This is a genomic window from Streptomyces sp. NPDC019890, assembly GCF_044903445.1.
GTDB lineage: Bacteria > Actinomycetota > Actinomycetes > Streptomycetales > Streptomycetaceae > Streptomyces.
Genome location: NZ_JBJDQK010000005.1, coordinates 401,266 through 418,837, shown reverse-complemented (window position 1 = coordinate 418,837; position 17,572 = coordinate 401,266). Strand labels below are relative to the sequence as shown.

Annotated in this window: 15 protein-coding genes; 6 read left to right on the top strand and 9 right to left on the bottom strand. The window is 69.1% G+C overall.

The window, feature by feature from the left end; genetic code table 11:
- Positions 1-234: 234 nt before the first annotated feature.
- Positions 235-1,605, top strand: a complete 1,371-nt coding sequence (locus tag ACI2LP_RS16940) for a BTAD domain-containing putative transcriptional regulator (protein WP_404725287.1) — start codon at positions 235-237, stop codon at positions 1,603-1,605.
- A 102-nt stretch (positions 1,606-1,707) separates the two neighbouring features.
- On the opposite strand, the gene ACI2LP_RS16935 is transcribed toward ACI2LP_RS16940, so the two are convergent.
- The 3 genes from ACI2LP_RS16935 to ACI2LP_RS16925 form a co-directional block, all read right to left on the bottom strand.
- Positions 1,708-3,525, bottom strand: a complete 1,818-nt coding sequence (locus ACI2LP_RS16935) for a choice-of-anchor C family protein (protein ID WP_404725286.1) — start codon at positions 3,523-3,525, stop codon at positions 1,708-1,710.
- Positions 3,526-3,757: 232 nt separating this feature from the next.
- A complete protein-coding gene (locus ACI2LP_RS16930; protein WP_404725285.1) occupies positions 3,758-4,381 on the bottom strand; it encodes a response regulator transcription factor in 624 nt (207 codons plus the stop codon).
- A 157-nt stretch (positions 4,382-4,538) separates the two neighbouring features.
- A complete protein-coding gene (locus ACI2LP_RS16925) occupies positions 4,539-5,219 on the bottom strand; it encodes a pyridoxamine 5'-phosphate oxidase family protein (protein ID WP_404725284.1) in 681 nt (226 codons plus the stop codon).
- 318 nt (positions 5,220-5,537) lie between these two features.
- Between ACI2LP_RS16925 and ACI2LP_RS16920 the strand changes: the two genes are divergently transcribed.
- Positions 5,538-6,374 (top strand): helix-turn-helix transcriptional regulator, encoded by an 837-nt coding sequence (locus ACI2LP_RS16920; RefSeq protein ID WP_404725283.1) that lies wholly within the window; start codon positions 5,538-5,540, stop codon positions 6,372-6,374.
- Positions 6,375-6,422: 48 nt separating this feature from the next.
- Here the strand turns inward: ACI2LP_RS16920 and ACI2LP_RS16915 are convergent, their stop codons facing one another.
- On the bottom strand, positions 6,423-7,949 hold the full coding sequence (locus ACI2LP_RS16915; protein WP_404725282.1) for an SDR family oxidoreductase: 1,527 nt from the start codon (positions 7,947-7,949) through the stop codon (positions 6,423-6,425).
- Between the two features lie 150 nt (positions 7,950-8,099).
- Here ACI2LP_RS16915 and ACI2LP_RS16910 point away from each other — a divergent pair, with 150 nt between their 5' ends.
- Positions 8,100-8,564 carry a copper-binding protein gene (locus tag ACI2LP_RS16910; protein ID WP_404725281.1) on the top strand — a complete coding sequence of 155 codons (465 nt, stop codon included), beginning with the start codon at positions 8,100-8,102 and terminating at the stop codon, positions 8,562-8,564.
- A 146-nt stretch (positions 8,565-8,710) separates the two neighbouring features.
- Positions 8,711-9,007: a DUF3303 family protein gene (locus ACI2LP_RS16905; protein ID WP_404725280.1), complete on the top strand. Its 297-nt coding sequence runs from the start codon at positions 8,711-8,713 to the stop codon at positions 9,005-9,007.
- Between the two features lie 52 nt (positions 9,008-9,059).
- Here ACI2LP_RS16905 and ACI2LP_RS16900 read toward each other — a convergent pair whose 3' ends face one another.
- Complete coding sequence (locus ACI2LP_RS16900) at positions 9,060-9,335, bottom strand: hypothetical protein (protein ID WP_404725279.1); 276 nt, start codon at positions 9,333-9,335, stop codon at positions 9,060-9,062.
- Between the two features lie 228 nt (positions 9,336-9,563).
- Between ACI2LP_RS16900 and ACI2LP_RS16895 the strand changes: the two genes are divergently transcribed.
- A complete protein-coding gene (locus ACI2LP_RS16895; RefSeq protein ID WP_404725278.1) occupies positions 9,564-10,259 on the top strand; it encodes a L,D-transpeptidase in 696 nt (231 codons plus the stop codon).
- A 249-nt stretch (positions 10,260-10,508) separates the two neighbouring features.
- On the top strand, positions 10,509-11,477 hold the full coding sequence (locus tag ACI2LP_RS16890; RefSeq protein ID WP_404725277.1) for a magnesium transporter CorA family protein: 969 nt from the start codon (positions 10,509-10,511) through the stop codon (positions 11,475-11,477).
- Between the two features lie 48 nt (positions 11,478-11,525).
- Here ACI2LP_RS16890 and ACI2LP_RS16885 read toward each other — a convergent pair whose 3' ends face one another.
- The 4 genes from ACI2LP_RS16885 to ACI2LP_RS16870 form a co-directional block, all read right to left on the bottom strand.
- Complete coding sequence (locus tag ACI2LP_RS16885; RefSeq protein WP_404725276.1) at positions 11,526-12,656, bottom strand: HTTM domain-containing protein; 1,131 nt, start codon at positions 12,654-12,656, stop codon at positions 11,526-11,528.
- Complete coding sequence (locus tag ACI2LP_RS16880; RefSeq protein WP_404725275.1) at positions 12,646-13,224, bottom strand: DUF5819 family protein; 579 nt, start codon at positions 13,222-13,224, stop codon at positions 12,646-12,648. Before ACI2LP_RS16880 ends, ACI2LP_RS16885 begins: the two co-directional genes overlap by 11 nt.
- A 321-nt stretch (positions 13,225-13,545) precedes the next feature.
- Positions 13,546-14,736 carry an ice-binding family protein gene (locus ACI2LP_RS16875; RefSeq protein WP_404725274.1) on the bottom strand — a complete coding sequence of 397 codons (1,191 nt, stop codon included), beginning with the start codon at positions 14,734-14,736 and terminating at the stop codon, positions 13,546-13,548.
- Between the two features lie 330 nt (positions 14,737-15,066).
- The gene (locus tag ACI2LP_RS16870) at positions 15,067-17,556 is read right to left on the bottom strand and encodes a SpoIIE family protein phosphatase (RefSeq protein ID WP_404725273.1); all 2,490 of its coding nucleotides are present in this window, start codon (positions 17,554-17,556) and stop codon (positions 15,067-15,069) included.
- Between the last annotated feature and the right edge of the window lie 16 nt (positions 17,557-17,572).

The following is a 17,572-nucleotide window of genomic DNA, read 5'->3' as shown; positions in this document are numbered from 1 at the left end:
CGGACCGCCCTTCCACAGCGGCCATCGGAACGGTCGTTGGGGTGGGCAGAGCCGCACGAAAGGGCGGCCACCCGTCGGTTGTCGGCGAACGGGCCCTGCTTCCGCAGTCGCCGTACGACGGCCTCGCCCGGCATCGCCCCGCCTCGGCGAGTTCCTACGGCGGGAGTTGCCCGGCACCGGAAGAATTTTGGCGTTCTCCCGTCATAGTGCGGCCCTTGGCTCCTCTGTATAGGCGTGGATACGAACCGTCATGCACTCCAGCAGCGAGCAGAGAAGGATGCCGACGCGCGCAGGCCTGAGGCGGTCGGTCCCGGAGGCCACCTCGCCGACGATGCGCCCGACCACCGCGCCACCGGCCGGGAGCCGACCGAAGTGTCCGCGGCCGACGTCGGGCTGCGATTACTCGGGATGGCCCTGCGCCTGATTCAGGATGCCGACGAAGCCGACGAGGACACCAGAATGCTCGGAGAGAACCTGGCCGCTTCGGCCCGAGGGTGTCCCACGCTGGACGCCGAAGCAATCCACTCGCGGGCCCGGGCGTTCCTCGCGCTGCTCGAGGCCCACGAGCAGCCGACGACCGTCGAACCCGGCGCCCGCCGGATCAGGCACCGCGCGGGCGCGGCGAACGTCACCGCGTCCCCCAGCCGCGTGCCGCTCGCTGTCCCCCGCCTCGACGAGGAGCGCCGCCAAAGCGCGCGTCGCGCGGCCGCGCCGGGCCCCACTGGCACACCACCAGCCGCCGAACCGACCGGCTCCATCAACTCGACCGGACCGACCGGCTCGACCGGCTCCATCAGCTCGATCAACTCGATGAGCCAGCGACGGCCGGCGCTCGCGTCCGTGCGCCGCGCCGAGCGCACACCCCGCGTGGCGATCTGGTGCTTCGGCGGATTCCGGATGACCATCGGTGACCGGATCGTCGACTGTACGAAGATCCGCCCCCGCGCCCGCGCCGCCATGCGTCTGCTCACCATGCGTGCGGGCCGTCCGGTGCACCGGGAGGCCCTGATCGAGGCGCTCTGGCCGGAGGCGCCTCCCGAGTCGGCCACGGCCAACCTTCAGGTGGCCATATCCAGCCTCCGTGGCCTCCTGGAACCGGACCGCGAACGCCGCAGGCCACAGCTGGTGGTCCGCATCGGCGACGCCTACCTGCTCAACCTGCCGGCCGACGCCTACCTCGACACCCTCGCGTTCCAGACCGCACTGACCCAGAGTCGGCGGGCGAGGGCGGTCGGGGACACCACCACGGCCGTGGGGGGCCTGCGGGACGCGCTCGCCGAGTACAGCGGTGAACTGCTGCCCGAGGACGGTCCCGCGGAGTGGCTCCAGCAGGACCGGGAGATGTACCGGCATCAGGCGGCCAACGCCGCCGCAGAGCTGGCCGCCGCGGAACTCGCCGCCGACAACCCTCGGGAAGCGGTGGTGGCAGCAGAGAAGTGCCTGGTCATCGACGCTTTCCACGACACAGGGTGGCAACTGCTGGTGCGGGCCCACCAGCGCATCGGCGCACCCGCCGCCGCCGAGCGGGCCCGGCGCCGCTACACCGCCATGCTCGCCTCACTCGGCATCGACACCGACGAACCCACCCTTCCCGATGGCTGTTGACGGCATCCGGCGGCGGTCCCGCTCTTCCCGATGGTTGACGGCATCCGGCCACGTCCCCGCCTTGCCCAGCTGCCGGGTGTCGCCGCGGGCCGGCGTGGTGCCCTACGCCAAGACGACCTTGACGCTGTCGATCTGTGGCCCGCACTGGCTGTTCGGGTCGGTGGTGCTGGACAGGCGCAGCGTCGTCCGGTCACCGGTCGCGGTGAACCGCACGGTCTCCAGCCTCCACCCCATGGCGGAGGGGGAATGCCCGGTGGTGTCGAAGGAGAAGTTCCGCGTGACCTCGGCGACCTTGAGCGTCATGGTCTTGACCACCGGTGCACACGTGGAGTTGCCGGCGAGGTGGAAGCTGAGCGCGTACTTCTGGCCGGTGGTGGTGTGAAAGGTCTGAGCGATCGACCCGTTGGTGGGAGCGGGCAGATCGCCGTTCAGGTCGATGGACTGGCTGCCGTCCGCTGCCTGCGAGTAGTTCGACTGGACCAGATTTACGGAGCTCTGGGCGACCCGCCATCGCCCGATGGAGTCACCGGCGTGGTAGACGGTCACGGGGGCAGCTGCGGACGGCGACTCGAAACTGCCGTTGGTCAGCAACGTACTGGGAGCCGGGCGCGGGACCGGGCTCGGGATCGTGCTCGGCACCTGACTGGGGCGGTTGGTCGGGGCACTGGGGTGCTTGGTCGGGGACGTCGAGGCGGTCACGTCGGGGCGTGACGGGGTGGAGCTGCCCACGGGGGTGTCCGACGCCCGGCTCGGACCCGGCCGCACCGGATGGCCGTTCGGCCGGGACTCCACCGGCGAGGGAGCCGTGGGGCCGGGCGACACCGGCCCCCGTAATGCAGGCGCGGACGACGTAGCGACCTGCTCTCTGCTGTCCGCGCCGGGGCGCGAGGCTGGTCCCGCAGACAAGAACAGCGAGGAAGCCATCGCGAAGAGGGCAACGCCGGCAGCAACCGAGATGGCGGCGACAACGGCGCCCTGCCCAGCACCTCTGCCGCCCGGCGGCCTCAACTCCGGGCTGTTGTACAGGTGTTGATCGATCGGCTCCCCCGTTCCGTCCGTCGTTCCGTCCGTCGTTCCGTCGGACGGTGCCGCGGCCAGCGAGGTGAAGTACCCCGCAAACGCGGGTCCCAGGATCATCGGGGCCAGGATGCCGCGCAGGCTGCTGGAGACCTCACGAAGTTCCAGCAGCAGTCGGGCACAGCGGTCGCATCCGTCGAGGTGCTCCTCGACGCGGCGTCTGTCCCGCGCACCCAGGGAGCCACGCACATAGGCCGCCAATTTGGAGGCGCACTTGCGGCACTCCCGCTTCATCTCCTGCTCGGACAGGTGCGCCTGCAGATACTCCTTGCGCAGTCCTTCGCGGGCCCGGAGGGCCAGTGCGGCGGCCGCGTTGGCGGACAACCCCAGCCGTGGCGCCACCTGCGCCGGGCTCTCCCCCTCCACCTCGGTGTGCCACAGCACGGCCTGCCAGCGCTCGGGCAGGGCGGCGAAGGCGCGCCCGACCAGCGAAGCCTCCAGCTCGGCCAGCACCGGGTCCTCGAAGGGGAGCAGGGGCGCGTAGATCTCCATCTCCGGCATGGGCGTGGCCCGCTTTCCCCGCGCCGCGTCGCTGGCTGCGATCCGACGCACCACGGTCAGCACATACGGCCGGAACGCCTTCCGCGGGCCGCCACCTGCGCGGATCGCACCGAGCACCTGGGTGAAACCCTCGGAGGCCATGTCCTCCGCATCCGCCGGACTGTTCGCATAGAGACGAGCCAGCCGACAGGCTGACTCGAAGTGCCGCTCGTAGAGAACGACGAAGGACGCATCGTCCCCGCCCCGGGCGCGCACGATGAGTTGGGCGTCGGGCTCTTCCGTCGGTGCGCCGGCCCTCGGCTCCCCAGGGTCCCCGGGCCCCGGGCTCGGATTCCCTGTCATCGCCGCCAACTCCCTAACTCGGCCACCCGCGTTCACCCCGTCGTACGCTCTGGCCCCAGCAGCCGTCCAGCACTTGGGCAAACCCTAGCCACTGCGCGCAGCGGCGTTTCCAGGTCCGGGGAATCGCCGCCACTTACTGTCCGCGGCGGTTCCCGGACGACGGCGGAGCCAACCTCGAACACAACTGCGGCTCTCCCCAGTTCGGCGCGGCAGGTCCTCGTACGCGCGGCCGTCAGATCAGGCCGTGACGCATGGCGTAGGCGACGGCATGGCAACGGTTGCGGAGTTGAAAGCGATTCTGGATGTCGTGGAGGACCTGCTTCACCGTACGCGGCGAGTAGGCGAGCCTGGTCGCGATCTCGACGGTGTCGAGCCCCTCGGCGACCAGCCGCAGCACTTCCGCCTCCCGCTCCGTGAGGCTGCTGAAGGTCAGCCCGCGTGGCCCCAGTACCTGACGCTGCACGCGGCCGACCTGGTCGAGCAGCCGGCCCAACAGATCCGGTGGTACGGTCCCCTCTCCCGCCGCGGCCGACCGGATCACCGTGACCAGCCGTTCGGGGGTGGCCTCGCCGCGCCGGACCACCCCGACCACCCCCCTCTCCGCCACAGACACCAGGTCGGACTCATCGATGTCCGTGGTGACCATCACCAGTCGGGCACCGCTCGATTGTGAAACCGATCGAAGGACTCGGAGGCTGTGGTCGGTCACCGCACCCGTGACGACCAGGGCGACCTCCGCCTGGTTCATGTCCGTGTCGGCAAGGACCTGCACCTCCGGCCGCGGTCTGAGTGCTCCAGCCACTCCGACCTGCGAAATCGGGTCATCCGCGCGGATGCACACGGGAATGCGCTCCATCCATGCTCCTCATCGCACACATCGACGCCGTCGATGTGCGGCGTCGCGTGACACAAGCGTCCGCAGCACGCTGGCCCACCACTCAACGTGGACTTAACACGCGGGCGCGACGGCGGTCTCCGGCAGAAGCCCACGCGGACAGCGGCGGCGGGCGTGGTCACCCGACCCGGGTGCCGCTGCGGGCGGTGATGTGGGGCGGCGCGGTGATGCCCTCCTTGAGCGCCGGATCGGGTTCCGGCCGACCGAAGGAGGTCACCATGGGCAGGACACCGGCCCATATCCCGAGTTCGGCGTCGGGTCCGTCACCGTCGTCGGGGCCGCCGGTGCGGATCTTGACGGAGGCTTCCTCCAGCGGCAGGGCGAGAAGCGCGGTGGCCGCCAGCTCCTTGCGGGTGGGCTGACGTGCGTACTCCCACTGGCCAGGAGTGGCGTGCTGGGTCAGACAGCGCAGACCGGCGAGTTTCTCCTCGCGGTCGGTGACGAGGCGGGGCGTGCCGTAGATCATCGCGCTGCGGTAGTTGACCCCGTGCTCGAAAACCGACCGGGCGAGGACGAGGCCGTCCACGTGCGTGACCGTGACGCACACCGTGGCTTTCGGCGCGGCGACGAGGCTCCTGCTGGCGGCCGACCCATGGACGTACAGGCTTTGCCCGTCGGTTCCGTAGACGGTCGGGACGACCATGGGATGCCCGTCGACGACCACACCGAGGTGGCACATGAAGCCGGCATCGAGGATCGCGTTGAGGGCTGCGCGGTCGAGGCTTCCCTGCTCACGCAGCCGGCGGTGACGCGTGCGGTCGGTCGCGGGCAGCGTGGGCGGCAGCGGGCTCTGGTTCACGTGACCTCTTCCACGTCGCGCATGGGCATGCCGGAGGGCGGTCGGCCTCGACCACTACAGGCTACCGATATCGCAACATTCATGCCACGGTTCCGCGAAATCGGTCATTGCAACACCGAGATTCAACCGAATCCATTGCAAGCTCGGCGTTCCGTCAGCTGATGACCGGGCAGTCGACGTATCTGTCGCTCCTCGTCGTCCGGAATCGGCGGGTGCCTGGAGGCCGTCGTGGGAGCGCCGCCCAGGACGGAGGAGGCCGGAAGATCCTGGTACCCGCAGGGCGACCCTCCGCGAACCCGGACCCGCCACAATGACCTCATGAGCGACGCCGAACTGGGCAGCTGCCTGCGCGCCTGGCGCGACCGTCTGGCACCCGCCGAAGTCGGCCTGCCGGCCGGCCCGCGGCGGCGCGCGCCCGGGCTGCGCCGCCAGGAGCTCGCCACCCTGGCCGGGGTCTCGGTCGAGTACCTGGCCCGGATCGAACAGGGCCGCGCGGGACGCCCCTCAACCTCGGTCCTTCGGCCCCTGGCACGTGCCCTGCGGCTGACCGAGGAGGAACGCGACCACCTCTACCGGCTGGCCGGACACTCGTCGCCCGCGCCCGGGGTCGCGTCCGCGCACATCACGCCAGGGCTGCAACGGATCATCGACCGGTTGAACGACGCCGCGGTGCTGGCCGTCGACCGCGCCTGGAACGTCGTCCTGGCCAACCCGCTGGCGATCACACTCCTCGGCGACGACGCGACGGGCGAGGACGGCGAGCACAACGTCCTGCGCCGGCACTTCACCGGGCGGCCCTCACGGGTGATCCGTACACCCGCCGAAGCCGCGGACTTCGAGGCGTACGCCGTCGCCGACCTGCGCGCGAGCCTCGGGCGATTCCCCGCCGACCCGTGCCTGCTCGGGCTCGTCGGCGAACTGCGGTCGGTCAGCCCGCGCTTCACGGAACTCTGGGCGCGGACCGACGTCGCCGCGAGCACGTCGCAGCTCAAGAGAGTCGAGCACCCCGAGGTGGGGCGGCTGGCACTCAACTGCGACGTACTGGAGGCCACGGGCTCGGCACTCCGCCTGGTCGTCTACACCGCGGCGCCGGGCACACCCGACCACCAGGCCCTGGCCCTTCTCTGTGCCGTCGGTCCGCAGACCTTCGGGTGACACTCTTTCGACCGAGCCGCGACCCCTCTCAAGCGCACGGCGTCGGCGTCAGCCCGGATTGCCGCCGTGGTCCTCATGTGCGGCGTCCGCGCGGAGTGCCGCCTGCGTGATGTTGCGGGCCATGCCGCCGAACACGACCGCATGGAACGGCGACACGCTCCACCAGTAGACATGCCCGAGCAGACCGTGCGGGTGGAACAGCGCCCGCTGCCGGTAGCGGGCCCGGCCCTGCTCGTCCGGGTCGGAGTACATCTCCAGCCAGGCCACCCCCGGCAGGCGCATCTCGGCACGCAACCGCAGCAGTCGGCCCGGTTCGATCTCCTCCACGCGCCAGAAGTCCAGCGAGTCCCCCACCCGCAGCCGTGCGGGGTCCCGGCGGCCACGCCGGAGGCCGACGCCTCCCACCAGCCGGTCGAGCCAGCCTCGTACCGCCCAGGCGAGAGGGAACGAGTACCAGCCGTTGTCACCGCCGATCCCCTCGATGACCTGCCACAGTGCCTTCGGTGAGGCGTCGACGGCGAGCGCGCGCCGGTCGATGTAGAGGCTGCCCCCGGCCCAGTCGGGGTCCGAGGGCAGGGGGTCGCTCGGAGCGCCGGGCAGTGCGGCGGAGGACCAGCGGGTGGTGACCTGAGCGTCTCGTACGCGCTGCAGGGCCAGGATGAGTGCCTGGTCGAAGCCGATCGGTGCACCAGGCGGATCGGGTACGTACTGGACGATCTCGTGCTCGTGGCAGACGACCTCGTGGCGCAGCGACTCGGCCAGCGGCCGGGCGAGGGACGAGGGTACGGGAGTGATCAGGCCGATCCACAGGCCGGAGAGACGGGGCGTCAGCATCGGTACGCGCACGATGAAGCGACGGGGCAGGCGGGTCACCGCCGCGTACCGCCGCATCATCTGCTCGTATGTCACGACGTCGGGTCCGCCGACGTCGAACGCACGGTTCACCTCGTCGGGCATCCGGGCACTGCCCACCAGATATCGCAGCACGTCCCGGACGGCGATCGGCTGGATGCGCGTGCCGACCCAGCTCGGGGTGACCATCACCGGCAGCCGCTCGGTGAGGTAGCGCAGCATCTCGAAGGACGCCGAACCGGAGCCGATGATGACCGCGGCGCGGAGCACGGTCGCCGGCACAGCCGAGCGGAGGAAGATCTCGCCCACCTCGGCGCGGGATCGCAGATGGGGTGACAGTTCGCGTTCCGGTACATCGGCCGGGGTCAGCCCGCCCAGGTAGACGATGCGCCGGACGCCCGCGGCGCGGGCCCGCTCGGCGAACGCCTGGGCGGCCTTCCGGTCGGTTTCCTCGAAGTCGTGTCCGGCCCGCAGGGCGTGCACAAGGTAGTAGGCGACATCGATACCGCGCAGCGCGTCGCCGACCGAATCCGGATCGGTCACATCCCCGCGTACCACCTCGGCGCGTCCCGCCCAGGGGTGGTCGCGCAGCTTGTCCGGAGACCGGGCCATGCACCGTACGCGGTGCCCGGCGTCCAGCAGTTCGGGCACCAGCCGGCCTCCGATGTACCCCGTCGCGCCCGTCACCAGACAGTGCAGGCTCCGCGTGTCCCGGCCGCTCATGGAACCTCCGATCCGCGGGGGTACCCCACAGGCCACTCTCGCGCCTGTCGACGGATTCCGCTCCTGGGGCCGGCCCCGGATGCGGTGCCAATCCCTCGGAACGGTTCATCCGTATGCACTGCTGGAGGAACTTCCACGGAGGGCTGAGCCATGACAAGGACACTCACTCGCAAGCGCGTGGTGCTGGGGCTGGCGGCCGGAGCACTGGCGGGCGGCGTACTCGCGGGCTGTGGGGGTGGAAACGGGGGTGGCTCGACGACTTCCACTCCCCCGGCGAAGAGTGCCGCAACGGGAGTGACACGGGTGAACGCGAACCTGACCGACTTCCACATCGCGCTGTCACAGAAGACGTTCAAGGCGGGCGCGTACAGCTTCGTGGCCAGGAACAACGGCCAGCACGACCACGCGCTCGAGATCGAGGGCCCCGCCGGAGAGCACCGCACCCAGACGCTTGCTCCCGGAGCCTCCGCAACGCTCAAGGTGACCCTGAAGTCCGGCACCTACGAGATCTACTGCCCTGTGGACGGTCACAAGGACCTGGGCATGAAGACGGAGATCAGCGTGGGCGGCACTGCGCCCACGAACACGACCCCGCCGAACGGCAATGGCTACTGAGCATGCGGGCGCAGCGTCGGGCTGCGGACCAGCGTGAATCCCACGGATTCACCCGTTGGCCCGCTCCGGATGCGAAGGCCCGGGATCACCGTGACGATCGGCGGTGGGCACGAGTGTGCTGAGGCGCCGACGAGAGGTGAAGAACCATGAGGATGTTGCTGATCGCCGAGATGGACACCGAGAAGGCGAACAAGGCGATCACGGGCAACACGTTGCCGCAGACGATGAAGTCGGTACTGGACCGCGTCAAGCCGGAGGCTGCGTACTTCGGGGCGCAGGACGGGAAGCGCACCGGGTTCATCGTCTTCGACCTGAAAGAGGCCTCCGACATCCCCTCCATCGCCGAACCGTTCTTCCAGGAGCTCGGTGCCAAGGTGACCTTCATGCCGGTGATGAACTTCGACGATGTCCAGGCCGGTCTGCAGAAGTACGTATCGAGCTGAAGGCACGCAGGGAAACGGAACCGGCACGGCGGCGGGTGAGCCCACGGGCCGGTCAGTCGTCCTCCGATTCCGGACTCTCGCCGCTTGGGCAGCTCTCGAACCAGTGGGTGTCGAAGGAGCGGGCGGTCGAGTGGGGATGCCGCCGGTCTGAGGAAGCGAGGAGCGGCAGTCCGGTCCGTTCGGTCACCGTTGGATCGACGTACCCGCCCATGGCGAGGTGGCGCGGTCGCCCGTACCGGCCGCTGAGCTTCTTGAGGAGCCCGGGCAGGTCGACCTCCTCGTTCGCCGTCAGGCACACCTGCCCCACGAATGAACGGCCTGACCGCACGCCAGCTCCTTTGTGTCCAGCAGGATCAGGGAGTGAACGGACCTGAGCAGTTCCTGATCGTCCATGACCGGACAGTGAAACACGGACCACGGACAACGAGCCTTGAGGCAGCTGCGTCGGCGGCCGTTACGGAACTGTCTTCTTTCCCCGTGCAACTACCGCGGCCCCTCCGCCGTCTACCAGGCGGAACTCGCACCATGCCGCGCCGCGCACAAGGAGTCGACAGCCGTGGGGGACATACGCCGACGAGGAGTCGTCGCACTCGGGATCACCGCGCTGGTGGTCCCGCTCACTCTGGCCATGGGGAGCACGGCCGCTCAGGCAGCCTCGTGCACCACGCAGACCGGGGCGTACCAGAAGCAGGTCGAGAAGTTCCTCGGCCGCCCGGTGGACGGAAAGCAGTCGGCCGCCGACTGCAAGGCGATCGAGGCCTTCCAGACGAAGCACTCGATCAGCCCGAACGCCGGGCTGGCGGGCCCCGTCACCTGGGGCGTCATGGATCTCATGAACAAGCAGAAGGCCGTCGGGAAGAACCCGAACAAGGCCGGCAAGTGCCCGACGAACAAGGGCCGCATCGCCTGCGTCGACCTGACGCTCCAGCTCAGCTGGGTTCAGGACGGCAGCAAGCTGGTGTACGGACCGGTCGCGGTCCGCACCGGTCGTGACGGGCACGAGACCCGCACCGGCCTGAAGAAGATCTACTGGCGCGACATCGACCATGTGTCCAGCCTGTACAACGTGCCGATGCCGTACAGCCAGTTCTTCGACGGCGGCCAGGCCTTCCACTCGGTCGGCATCAGTGTCTGGGCGCCGCCCGGCTCGCACGGGTGCGTGAACATGACCAAGAGTGACGCCGCCAAGTACTGGAGCCTGCTCCGCAGCGGCGACGACGTCTTCGTCTACGGCCGCAAGCCCGGAACCTGAGACACGCCACGGCCCCGCCGGGCTCTGCGAGCGCCCGGAAGCGGCCCGGACCTACGGTCTCGGTCGCTTTCGGGCGGTGCCGCACCCGCATCCCGACCACGGCTCCCGGCGGCGCCACCCGACCAGAGCCGGTCAGTCGAGCCCACCAGTGCAGTCGTGTGCGAGCCAAGCACGACCGCGGGCGGAGTCCGCCTTCCCGAGCCGTAATACGTACCGAGAATTTGGCGGTCGGCTGGCTACGCTCGCCGCATGGCGCGCACCCGGCTGTACCAAAACGGCACCCTGGTCCTGGAGAACTTTCCCGCCGACGACATCTCCGAGCACCTCACCGATCCGTCGTCGGTGCTGTGGCTGGACCTGTACCGGCCCGGGCAGGACGAATTCGCCATGGTCGGCGATGAGTTCGGGATTCATGATCTGGCCCTGGAAGACGCCGCGCACCAGGGGCAGCGGCCGAAACTCGACCGCTACCGCACCCACGAATTCCTCAGTGCCCATGCGGTCTCCATCGCCCCGGACAGCGCCGACCTGTCCACCAGCGAGATCTCCGTGTTCCTCACTCGCCAGGCGATGATCACCATCCGCCATGACGACGGCTTTCCCATCGACGACGTCGTCGCCCGCTGGGACCAGAGCCCGGACCTGGCCGGGCACGGAGTCGGATTCCTGCTGCACGGCTTGCTGGATCACGTGGTCGACGGGCACTACGCCGCAGCGCAGCAACTCGACGACCGGATCGAGGAGTTGGAGAACCTGCTCTTCGCAGAAGGGCGCCACCAGATCCGGACCGTGCACCGTCGCCTGTACGCACTGCGCAAGTCCCTGGTCCGGTTGCGCCGCGTGGTGCTTCCCATGCGCGAGGTGGTCAACTCGCTCATGCGCCCCGGCCTGGTCAACGACTCACTTGTGCCCTACTACCAGGATGTCTACGACCACGTGCTGCGTGCCATCGAATGGACCGAGTCCGTGCGGGACATGGTGGCCTCGGCGATGGAGACGAATCTGTCGGTCCAGTCCAATCGAATGAATCTGATCATGAAGAAGGTGACCAGCTGGGCCGCGATCATCGCCGTGCCCACTGCCATCACCGGCTTCTACGGTCAGAACCTTCCTTACCCGGGCTTCGCCGACCAGACGGGATTCATTGCCTCCACCACCGCCATCGTGGTCGTCTCCGCGCTGCTCTACCTCGTCTTCAAGCGCAAGGACTGGCTCTGACCGGCAGGCCTGACTCACGGATTGGCGGAACCTGCCGACGGCTTCGCCTCAGCCCGCCGGCCCGGGCTGCGCCGGCACAAGTGCGGGTTCTCCTGAGGTCGGGGCCCCGGCCTCCCCGACGACTGTCCGCTGGGCAGCGCGCCGCCATAGTTGTCCCAGAGAGTGGTAGAAGCGGTCCGGAAGGAACACGGCATCCGCGGTGATCATCGCGCCGGAGAAGAGCGGCAGGCCCATGAACACCGCGATACCCAGGTGCATGCCCAACAGCATCGTCAGGACGGGGTACTTGAGCCTTCCGAACAGGACGAACGGAAAGGCGACCTGCAACAGCACCGTCAGGTAACAGGCGACGGCGATCAGCACCGGATGGCCATCCGCCATGAGAGAGAGCTCGGGCCAGGGCCGGAACAAGTCGAGGTTCAAGACGTAGTGCAGGGCGGTCCCATTGCCCCAGGTGCCGCCCTGAACCTTGTAGAGGCCCGCGGCCCCGTACAGGAAGCAGACCTGAGCCGCGATGACGAACATCCCACAGTTGTGCAGAATCGTCGTCAAAGCACCACGGCTGTACCGGAGTTGATGCATGAACTCGCCCGGCCCCGGGCCCGCCGGATTACTCTCCGCCCTGCCCACGCAGGCTTGCAGCCGGGTCCTGCGCGCGTCGAGGGACCAGCGACGGCCGCATGCGGTGAAGACGAGGTACACGGCCATGAGGAGAATGAGGTTGTCTCCTCCGTCCGTCATGAAGATCGCCCTGGCATGGAACGACACCACGACGACCGCGAACAGCACGGACACCGCTCTGGTCCGCCAGCCCAACAGGAACAGTGCGGACGTGACGAGGGCCACCGCGTAACAGACTTCGAAGTACGCCCTGCTGTCGGACAGGGTGAGGATGCTGCCCCATCCCGTCTGGTCGAACAGCTGCTTCGCCAGCTCGGGCGTCCAGGGTGATCCGGGACCCCAGATCTCGTCGCGGTGCGGAAACTCTCGCAGCAGGAAGACGAGGTAGAGGAATCCGTACCCGATGCGCAACACCGCCGCCGCGTACAGGGAGATCGGCCGGCCGGTCAGGGCCGTGAGGAACACCTCGATCCGGTCGAGTGCTCGTTGTGGCGTTCCCGCGTCCGCCCGCTCGGGGGTGCGACGGGGGTGCGCTGGGGGCGCCTGCTCAGTTCCCATGGGAGACCACCTTCCACCAGGGCAGGTAGCGGGTGTCGGCACGCTTCGGCGCGGCCGCGGCCTGGTCTGGCCCACCCGCTGCGGCAGGCGGGACAGGCAGGGTGATCACCCGCAGCTGGACGGACTCGAAGGTCCCGCCTCGTTGGGCAGCGACGCGATCCGCCGCGATGTTGGTCAGGTACTGCTGCATCATCAGAGCCCGCTCCGAGCGCGGCCGGTCGTCGCCGCCGTGCGTTTCGAGGTAGGCGCTCCAGGCCCGGCGCAGCATGTTCTGCACCGTATGGCTCGGGAATGCGTTGTGCTTCACCGCGGATTTGTCGATGGCGGTCAGCTCGAACCAGTCGCTCACCTGCACGGTGCCGGCCGGGCCGGTGTGCTTGGTCCTCACCGAAAACCTCCGGTTGACCGACTCCGGATCCGGGGCGAAGAGTCGCCAGTTCTGCTCGAAGAGCGGGAGGACCCATGCGTCGACCTGCCGGCTGTATTGCCGAGAGACGGAATTCGGGGGTGCCACATGCAGAAATACCAGGAGCACATGCACCAGAGCCGTCGCCAGACACAGGACCATGGCGGCTCTTGTTCCCACATTCAGGGGGACGGACAGAGGCTCTGAAGGCTCTCGGGACGGACGGGCTTTACCGCCCCGGGTCTGTACGACCGGCCCTGGGCCGGCTCGGTCCGATTCGTCAGCATCCAATGTTTCGACGCCGCCCAGCACGGCCCCACCCGGCCTTTCAGTCCCGACTTCTCGCACCTGCTTCTCCCGAAGCCTCCACTGGCGGCGCGCGACGGAATCGATGACTGTCCGCCGCGCGCCACCCGTCCCACTCGTGCATGTGGGCGACTGCCCTCGAGCACTCACTCCGCCGGAAGGACGCACGTGACTCAGCTACGCACTCCTGCTGTGCTGACCCTCGTGCTGGACAGACTCCTCTAGGTGATCTTTGTGATCGCTGACGTAGCCCCCAACGCGCTCGTGGGGCTTCTTGTGCTTCTTGGGCTTGCTGGGCTTGTGCTTCTTCGGCTTCTTGGGCTTGTGCTTCTTGGGCTTCTTGGGCTTGCCGTGACCATTTCCACCAGTTTCGCCGCCGTTGGCACCGCCCGTAGTATCGCCGCCTGTCGCGGCACCACCTGTCGCGGCACCACCCGTCGCGGCACCACCCGTCGCGGCACCACCCGTCGCGGCACCACCTGTGGCAGCACCACCTGTGGCAGCACCACCCGTCGCGGCACCACCCGTCGCAGCACCACCCGTCGCAGCACCACCCGTCGCAGCACCACCCGTCGCAGCACCACCCGTCGCGGCACCACCCGTCGCAGCACCACCCGTGGTCCCGGTCCCGCACGCCGACAGGAAGATGTTGTTGGTGTCCAGCGTCACGGCGGCATTACGGGCCAGCGCCCGGCCGTCGATGTTCGCCCCCGTGGTAACACTGATCGAGGTCAGGGCCATGATGGTGCCCACGAAGGTGGAGTTGGTGCCGATGGTGGCCGAACTTCCGATCTGCCAGTACACATTGCACGGCGAGGCACCGTTGGTGAGGAGCACCCGGCTGGCGGATGCCGTCGTCAGGGCTTCAGGGATCTGGAACACCCAGACGGCGCTGGGGTCGCCATCGGCGTCCAGGACGAGGTCGCCGGTGAGTCCGACTCCGGATTCGGCGGTGTGGACGCCCGGAAGCAGCGTCTCGCCATTACCGATTCCCGAGTCAAGAGCGAAATCCGTGTCCTGTCCCGCAGCATCGTCGTACGCCACGACCAGGTCGCTCTGGGCTTGGAGGGCCACAGCATCCGCAGAGTGCTGCTCCCCGAGCACCACTCCTGGCGGGAAGCCGGTGATGGCCGTCCCCGGACTCACTCCGAGGTCTTGAGAAATCACCGAGTCGCCGGTGTTGGTGACCGTCGTACCGGCCAGTACTCCGAAACTACCCGCCGTACCCAGAGGTACGGATGTTGCGATGGCTTTTGCCTGTGTCGGCGTCACCGCGACTACGACAGCGGCGATCACCACGGCGAGTACTGCCGCGATCCAGACCGGCGTTGTGCGCCGTAGAGGCACATCAGGAATATTCAGCGTCATCGAGGAGCCAACTCCTGGGGGATGGTGGCGTATTTGGCGGTTCCCGGTCGTCACACAGAATCGCCCATTTCTGTCGCTGGCATATTACGCACCGGCGCGCCAGAGCATATGATTCGCTCGGGCGATTCCGCGAAATTCACCATTCGCGATCGTGGAATATTAAAAAGGCATGAATGGGCCAGGTGGCCCTCTGCCGCCAAATGAGGCTCCCGGCAATAGCCCGAGCCGGGCCTGGGCGCATGCAGAAGGGAGCCGGCTGCGCAGGAGCCACCATGTCCCTTTGTCCGAGGGGCGCATGAGGCTGTCGGCTGCCAAAGGCAGCCTCGGACCTCACCCCGGCGCTGTGAAGGGGCCGTACTCGGTGAGCAACAGCGCGATGTCGTCGGCTCGGTATGTGGAACGGCGTGCGTCGTGCAGGAGCCGGTCGGCGAGTTCGTCGACCGAGTCCGCACGGGCGTGGGCCAGGGATGCCCGTAGCCGGTCGATGCCCACGTCGATGTCGGTGCCGCGCTCCTCGACCAGGCCGTCCGTGTAGAGGGCGAGGACGGAGCCCGGCGCGAGGTCGATCCAGGTTCCTTGATAGGTGCTCGCGCGATCCACGCCGAGGAGTGGGCCGGCGTCCAGGGCAAGGACGTCGGTCGTCCCGTCGGGACGGCGAAGCAGTGGCGGGAGGTGGCCGGCGCTGACCGCGTACGCGCGGTGGCCGGAGGGCTCGAGGCGTATGTAGCAGCAGCTGGCGAGCAGCCCGGCGTCGAGGTCGATGAGGGTCTGGTTGGCACCGGCCACCACGTCGCCGGGCGCATGACCCACCGCCGCGAAGGCCCGTACGGCGCTGCGCAGCTGAGCCATGGTGGCCGCCGCGGCGATGCTGTGTCCCTCGACGTCCCCGATGACGAGAGACACTCCGCTGCCGGTGGGGATGATGTCGTACCAGTCGCCGCCGATGTCCATTCCGCTGGTGCCGGGCAGGTAGCGGGCGGCGGCGTGGACGCCGGGGACCACCGGCAGCCGGTGCGGCAGGAGCGCCTGCTGCAGGCCGCGCGCGAGGGCGAACTCCGAGTCGTAGAGCCGCGCTCGTTCCAGCGCCTGGGCGATCAGCCCCGCGAGCGCGGTGAGGACACCGCGGTCCTTCGCCGTGAACGGATGGGCGTCCTCGAAGCCGAGAACACACGTGCCGACGGGGCGGCTGGAGGCGATCAGCGGCAGATACGCCCAGGAGCTCAACCCGCCCGCGGGGATTTCCGGATATCCCTGGGAGAGGTCCTGCTGCGACTCGATGAAGAGTGGGGCCCCGGAGGTCAGGGTCTCCGTGCCGGGCAGACGGGCGTGCAGCGGCACGCCCTCCAGCCAGTCGAGGAAGTCCTCACGGCGGCCGGTGTGGAAGAGCAGATGCATCGTTCCCTCGCGGACGACGTAGATCGCCAGCTGCTGGCCGCCGAAGGCCGGGAGAAGCTGGTCCGCGACGACGTCGCAGACTTCGCGGGCGGTGACCGCCTCGGTCAGCGCGCTGCCCAGCTGCAGGACATGGAAGATCACGCCCAGGCGCGCCGGTCTGTCGGCGGGTGGTGTCGCGGCCGATGCGGCGGATGCCGTCGCGACCGATGGTGCTGTGGCGGCCAGGGGGGGACGACCAGTGGGGACAACATGGCCGGTCACCCCGTCCGCCTCCGGGTAGAGGGAGAAGGCGAGCCACTGGTCGGGCGGGCGACGGGCAAGGAAGGAGAGCGGCTCCTGCGAGATCATCGCGGACCGGTGCCGGTACTCGAAATCGGGGTCGGACAGCCACGGCAGGACGTCCCAGAGACACTGCCCCAGCAGCTCGTCGCCGCCAACGTCCAGCAGCTGTTCAAGGCTGGGGTTGGCGTAGGTGACCCGCCCGTCCGGGGCGAGGGAGAACAACCCGTCCCGCAGCCGCTCGACCGCGGCGACGGCCGCACGGCCGGCCCGCGCGTCGACGACCGCGCCCACCAGGTGGGTGCGCACCCGCGCTTCGTCGACCTCCGGTACACGGCCCCACAACTCGACGGTGCGGTACCCCTCGCCGTCGCCCCCGAGATCTCGTACGCGCAGGCGCCGCGCGACGATCCGGCCCTCGGCGGCTGCGTCGCGGGCCCCGGCCCGGAAGGCAGCGAGGTCGCCGGGGTGCAGACAGGAAGCGAGCGTTTCGGCTCGACCGTCGAAAGCACGGGGGTCCAGGCCGAAGATCGCGCAGAGCTCGTCGTCCACGGTGAAGGTGCCGGTGACGAGATCCCAGTCGAACAAGCCGACCCGTACGGCCGGTGCCGAGGGAGCGGGTGTCTCGACGGGAACCGTCTGCGGGTCGCACTCGACGGGATCGCCGGTACGGGCGCGGAGGGCGGCGAGGGAGGTACCGAGCCGGTTGGCGATGGTGCGCACCTGGCGGCGCTGGGCCTTGGACAGCCCTTCGCTGCCCGGTGCCGCCGCCCAGACGATCGCGAGCGCCCCGAAGGTCTCGCCACCGGCGCCCACCGGCACGGAGCAGGAGCCGAAGGCGTACGGCAGAGCCACCGCGAGCTGGGGAAAACGGCGCATCGTCTCATCGGCGTCGGCCAGGTGGACCGTGCGGCCCGACCCGTAGGCCGCGGCGACCGGGATGGGGCTGCTCACCGGGATGAGGCGCCAGCCGCCCAGCAGGGAGGGTGGCACCCCGCACGTGGCGGCGAGCACGATCGAGCGGCGGTCGCGGGAGCGGAGAAAGACGCTCCCGGCGTACGCGCTGGTTCCTCTGACGGCTTTGACGACGGCCGCAGCAAGCAGATCCTCGCGTTCCGCCGTCTCACCGGCGATCATCCCGCCCATATTCCCAGTGTGCGCA

What these genes read in the sequence shown, in the direction of transcription:
- ACI2LP_RS16880 (WP_404725275.1), bottom strand. Translation starts at nt 13,224, where the DNA reads ATGGTCCTGTGTCTGGCGACGGCTCTGGTGCATGTGCTCCTGGTATTT.
- ACI2LP_RS16885 (WP_404725276.1), bottom strand. Translation starts at nt 12,656, where the DNA reads ATGGGAACTGAGCAGGCGCCCCCAGCGCACCCCCGTCGCACCCCCGAG.
- ACI2LP_RS16930 (WP_404725285.1), bottom strand. Translation starts at nt 4,381, where the DNA reads ATGGAGCGCATTCCCGTGTGCATCCGCGCGGATGACCCGATTTCGCAG.
- ACI2LP_RS16875 (WP_404725274.1), bottom strand. Translation starts at nt 14,736, where the DNA reads ATGACGCTGAATATTCCTGATGTGCCTCTACGGCGCACAACGCCGGTC.
- ACI2LP_RS16935 (WP_404725286.1), bottom strand. Translation starts at nt 3,525, where the DNA reads ATGACAGGGAATCCGAGCCCGGGGCCCGGGGACCCTGGGGAGCCGAGG.
- ACI2LP_RS16905 (WP_404725280.1), top strand. Translation starts at nt 8,711, where the DNA reads ATGAGGATGTTGCTGATCGCCGAGATGGACACCGAGAAGGCGAACAAG.
- ACI2LP_RS16890 (WP_404725277.1), top strand. Translation starts at nt 10,509, where the DNA reads ATGGCGCGCACCCGGCTGTACCAAAACGGCACCCTGGTCCTGGAGAAC.
- ACI2LP_RS16870 (WP_404725273.1), bottom strand. Translation starts at nt 17,556, where the DNA reads ATGGGCGGGATGATCGCCGGTGAGACGGCGGAACGCGAGGATCTGCTT.
- ACI2LP_RS16910 (WP_404725281.1), top strand. Translation starts at nt 8,100, where the DNA reads ATGACAAGGACACTCACTCGCAAGCGCGTGGTGCTGGGGCTGGCGGCC.
- ACI2LP_RS16915 (WP_404725282.1), bottom strand. Translation starts at nt 7,949, where the DNA reads ATGAGCGGCCGGGACACGCGGAGCCTGCACTGTCTGGTGACGGGCGCG.
- ACI2LP_RS16920 (WP_404725283.1), top strand. Translation starts at nt 5,538, where the DNA reads ATGAGCGACGCCGAACTGGGCAGCTGCCTGCGCGCCTGGCGCGACCGT.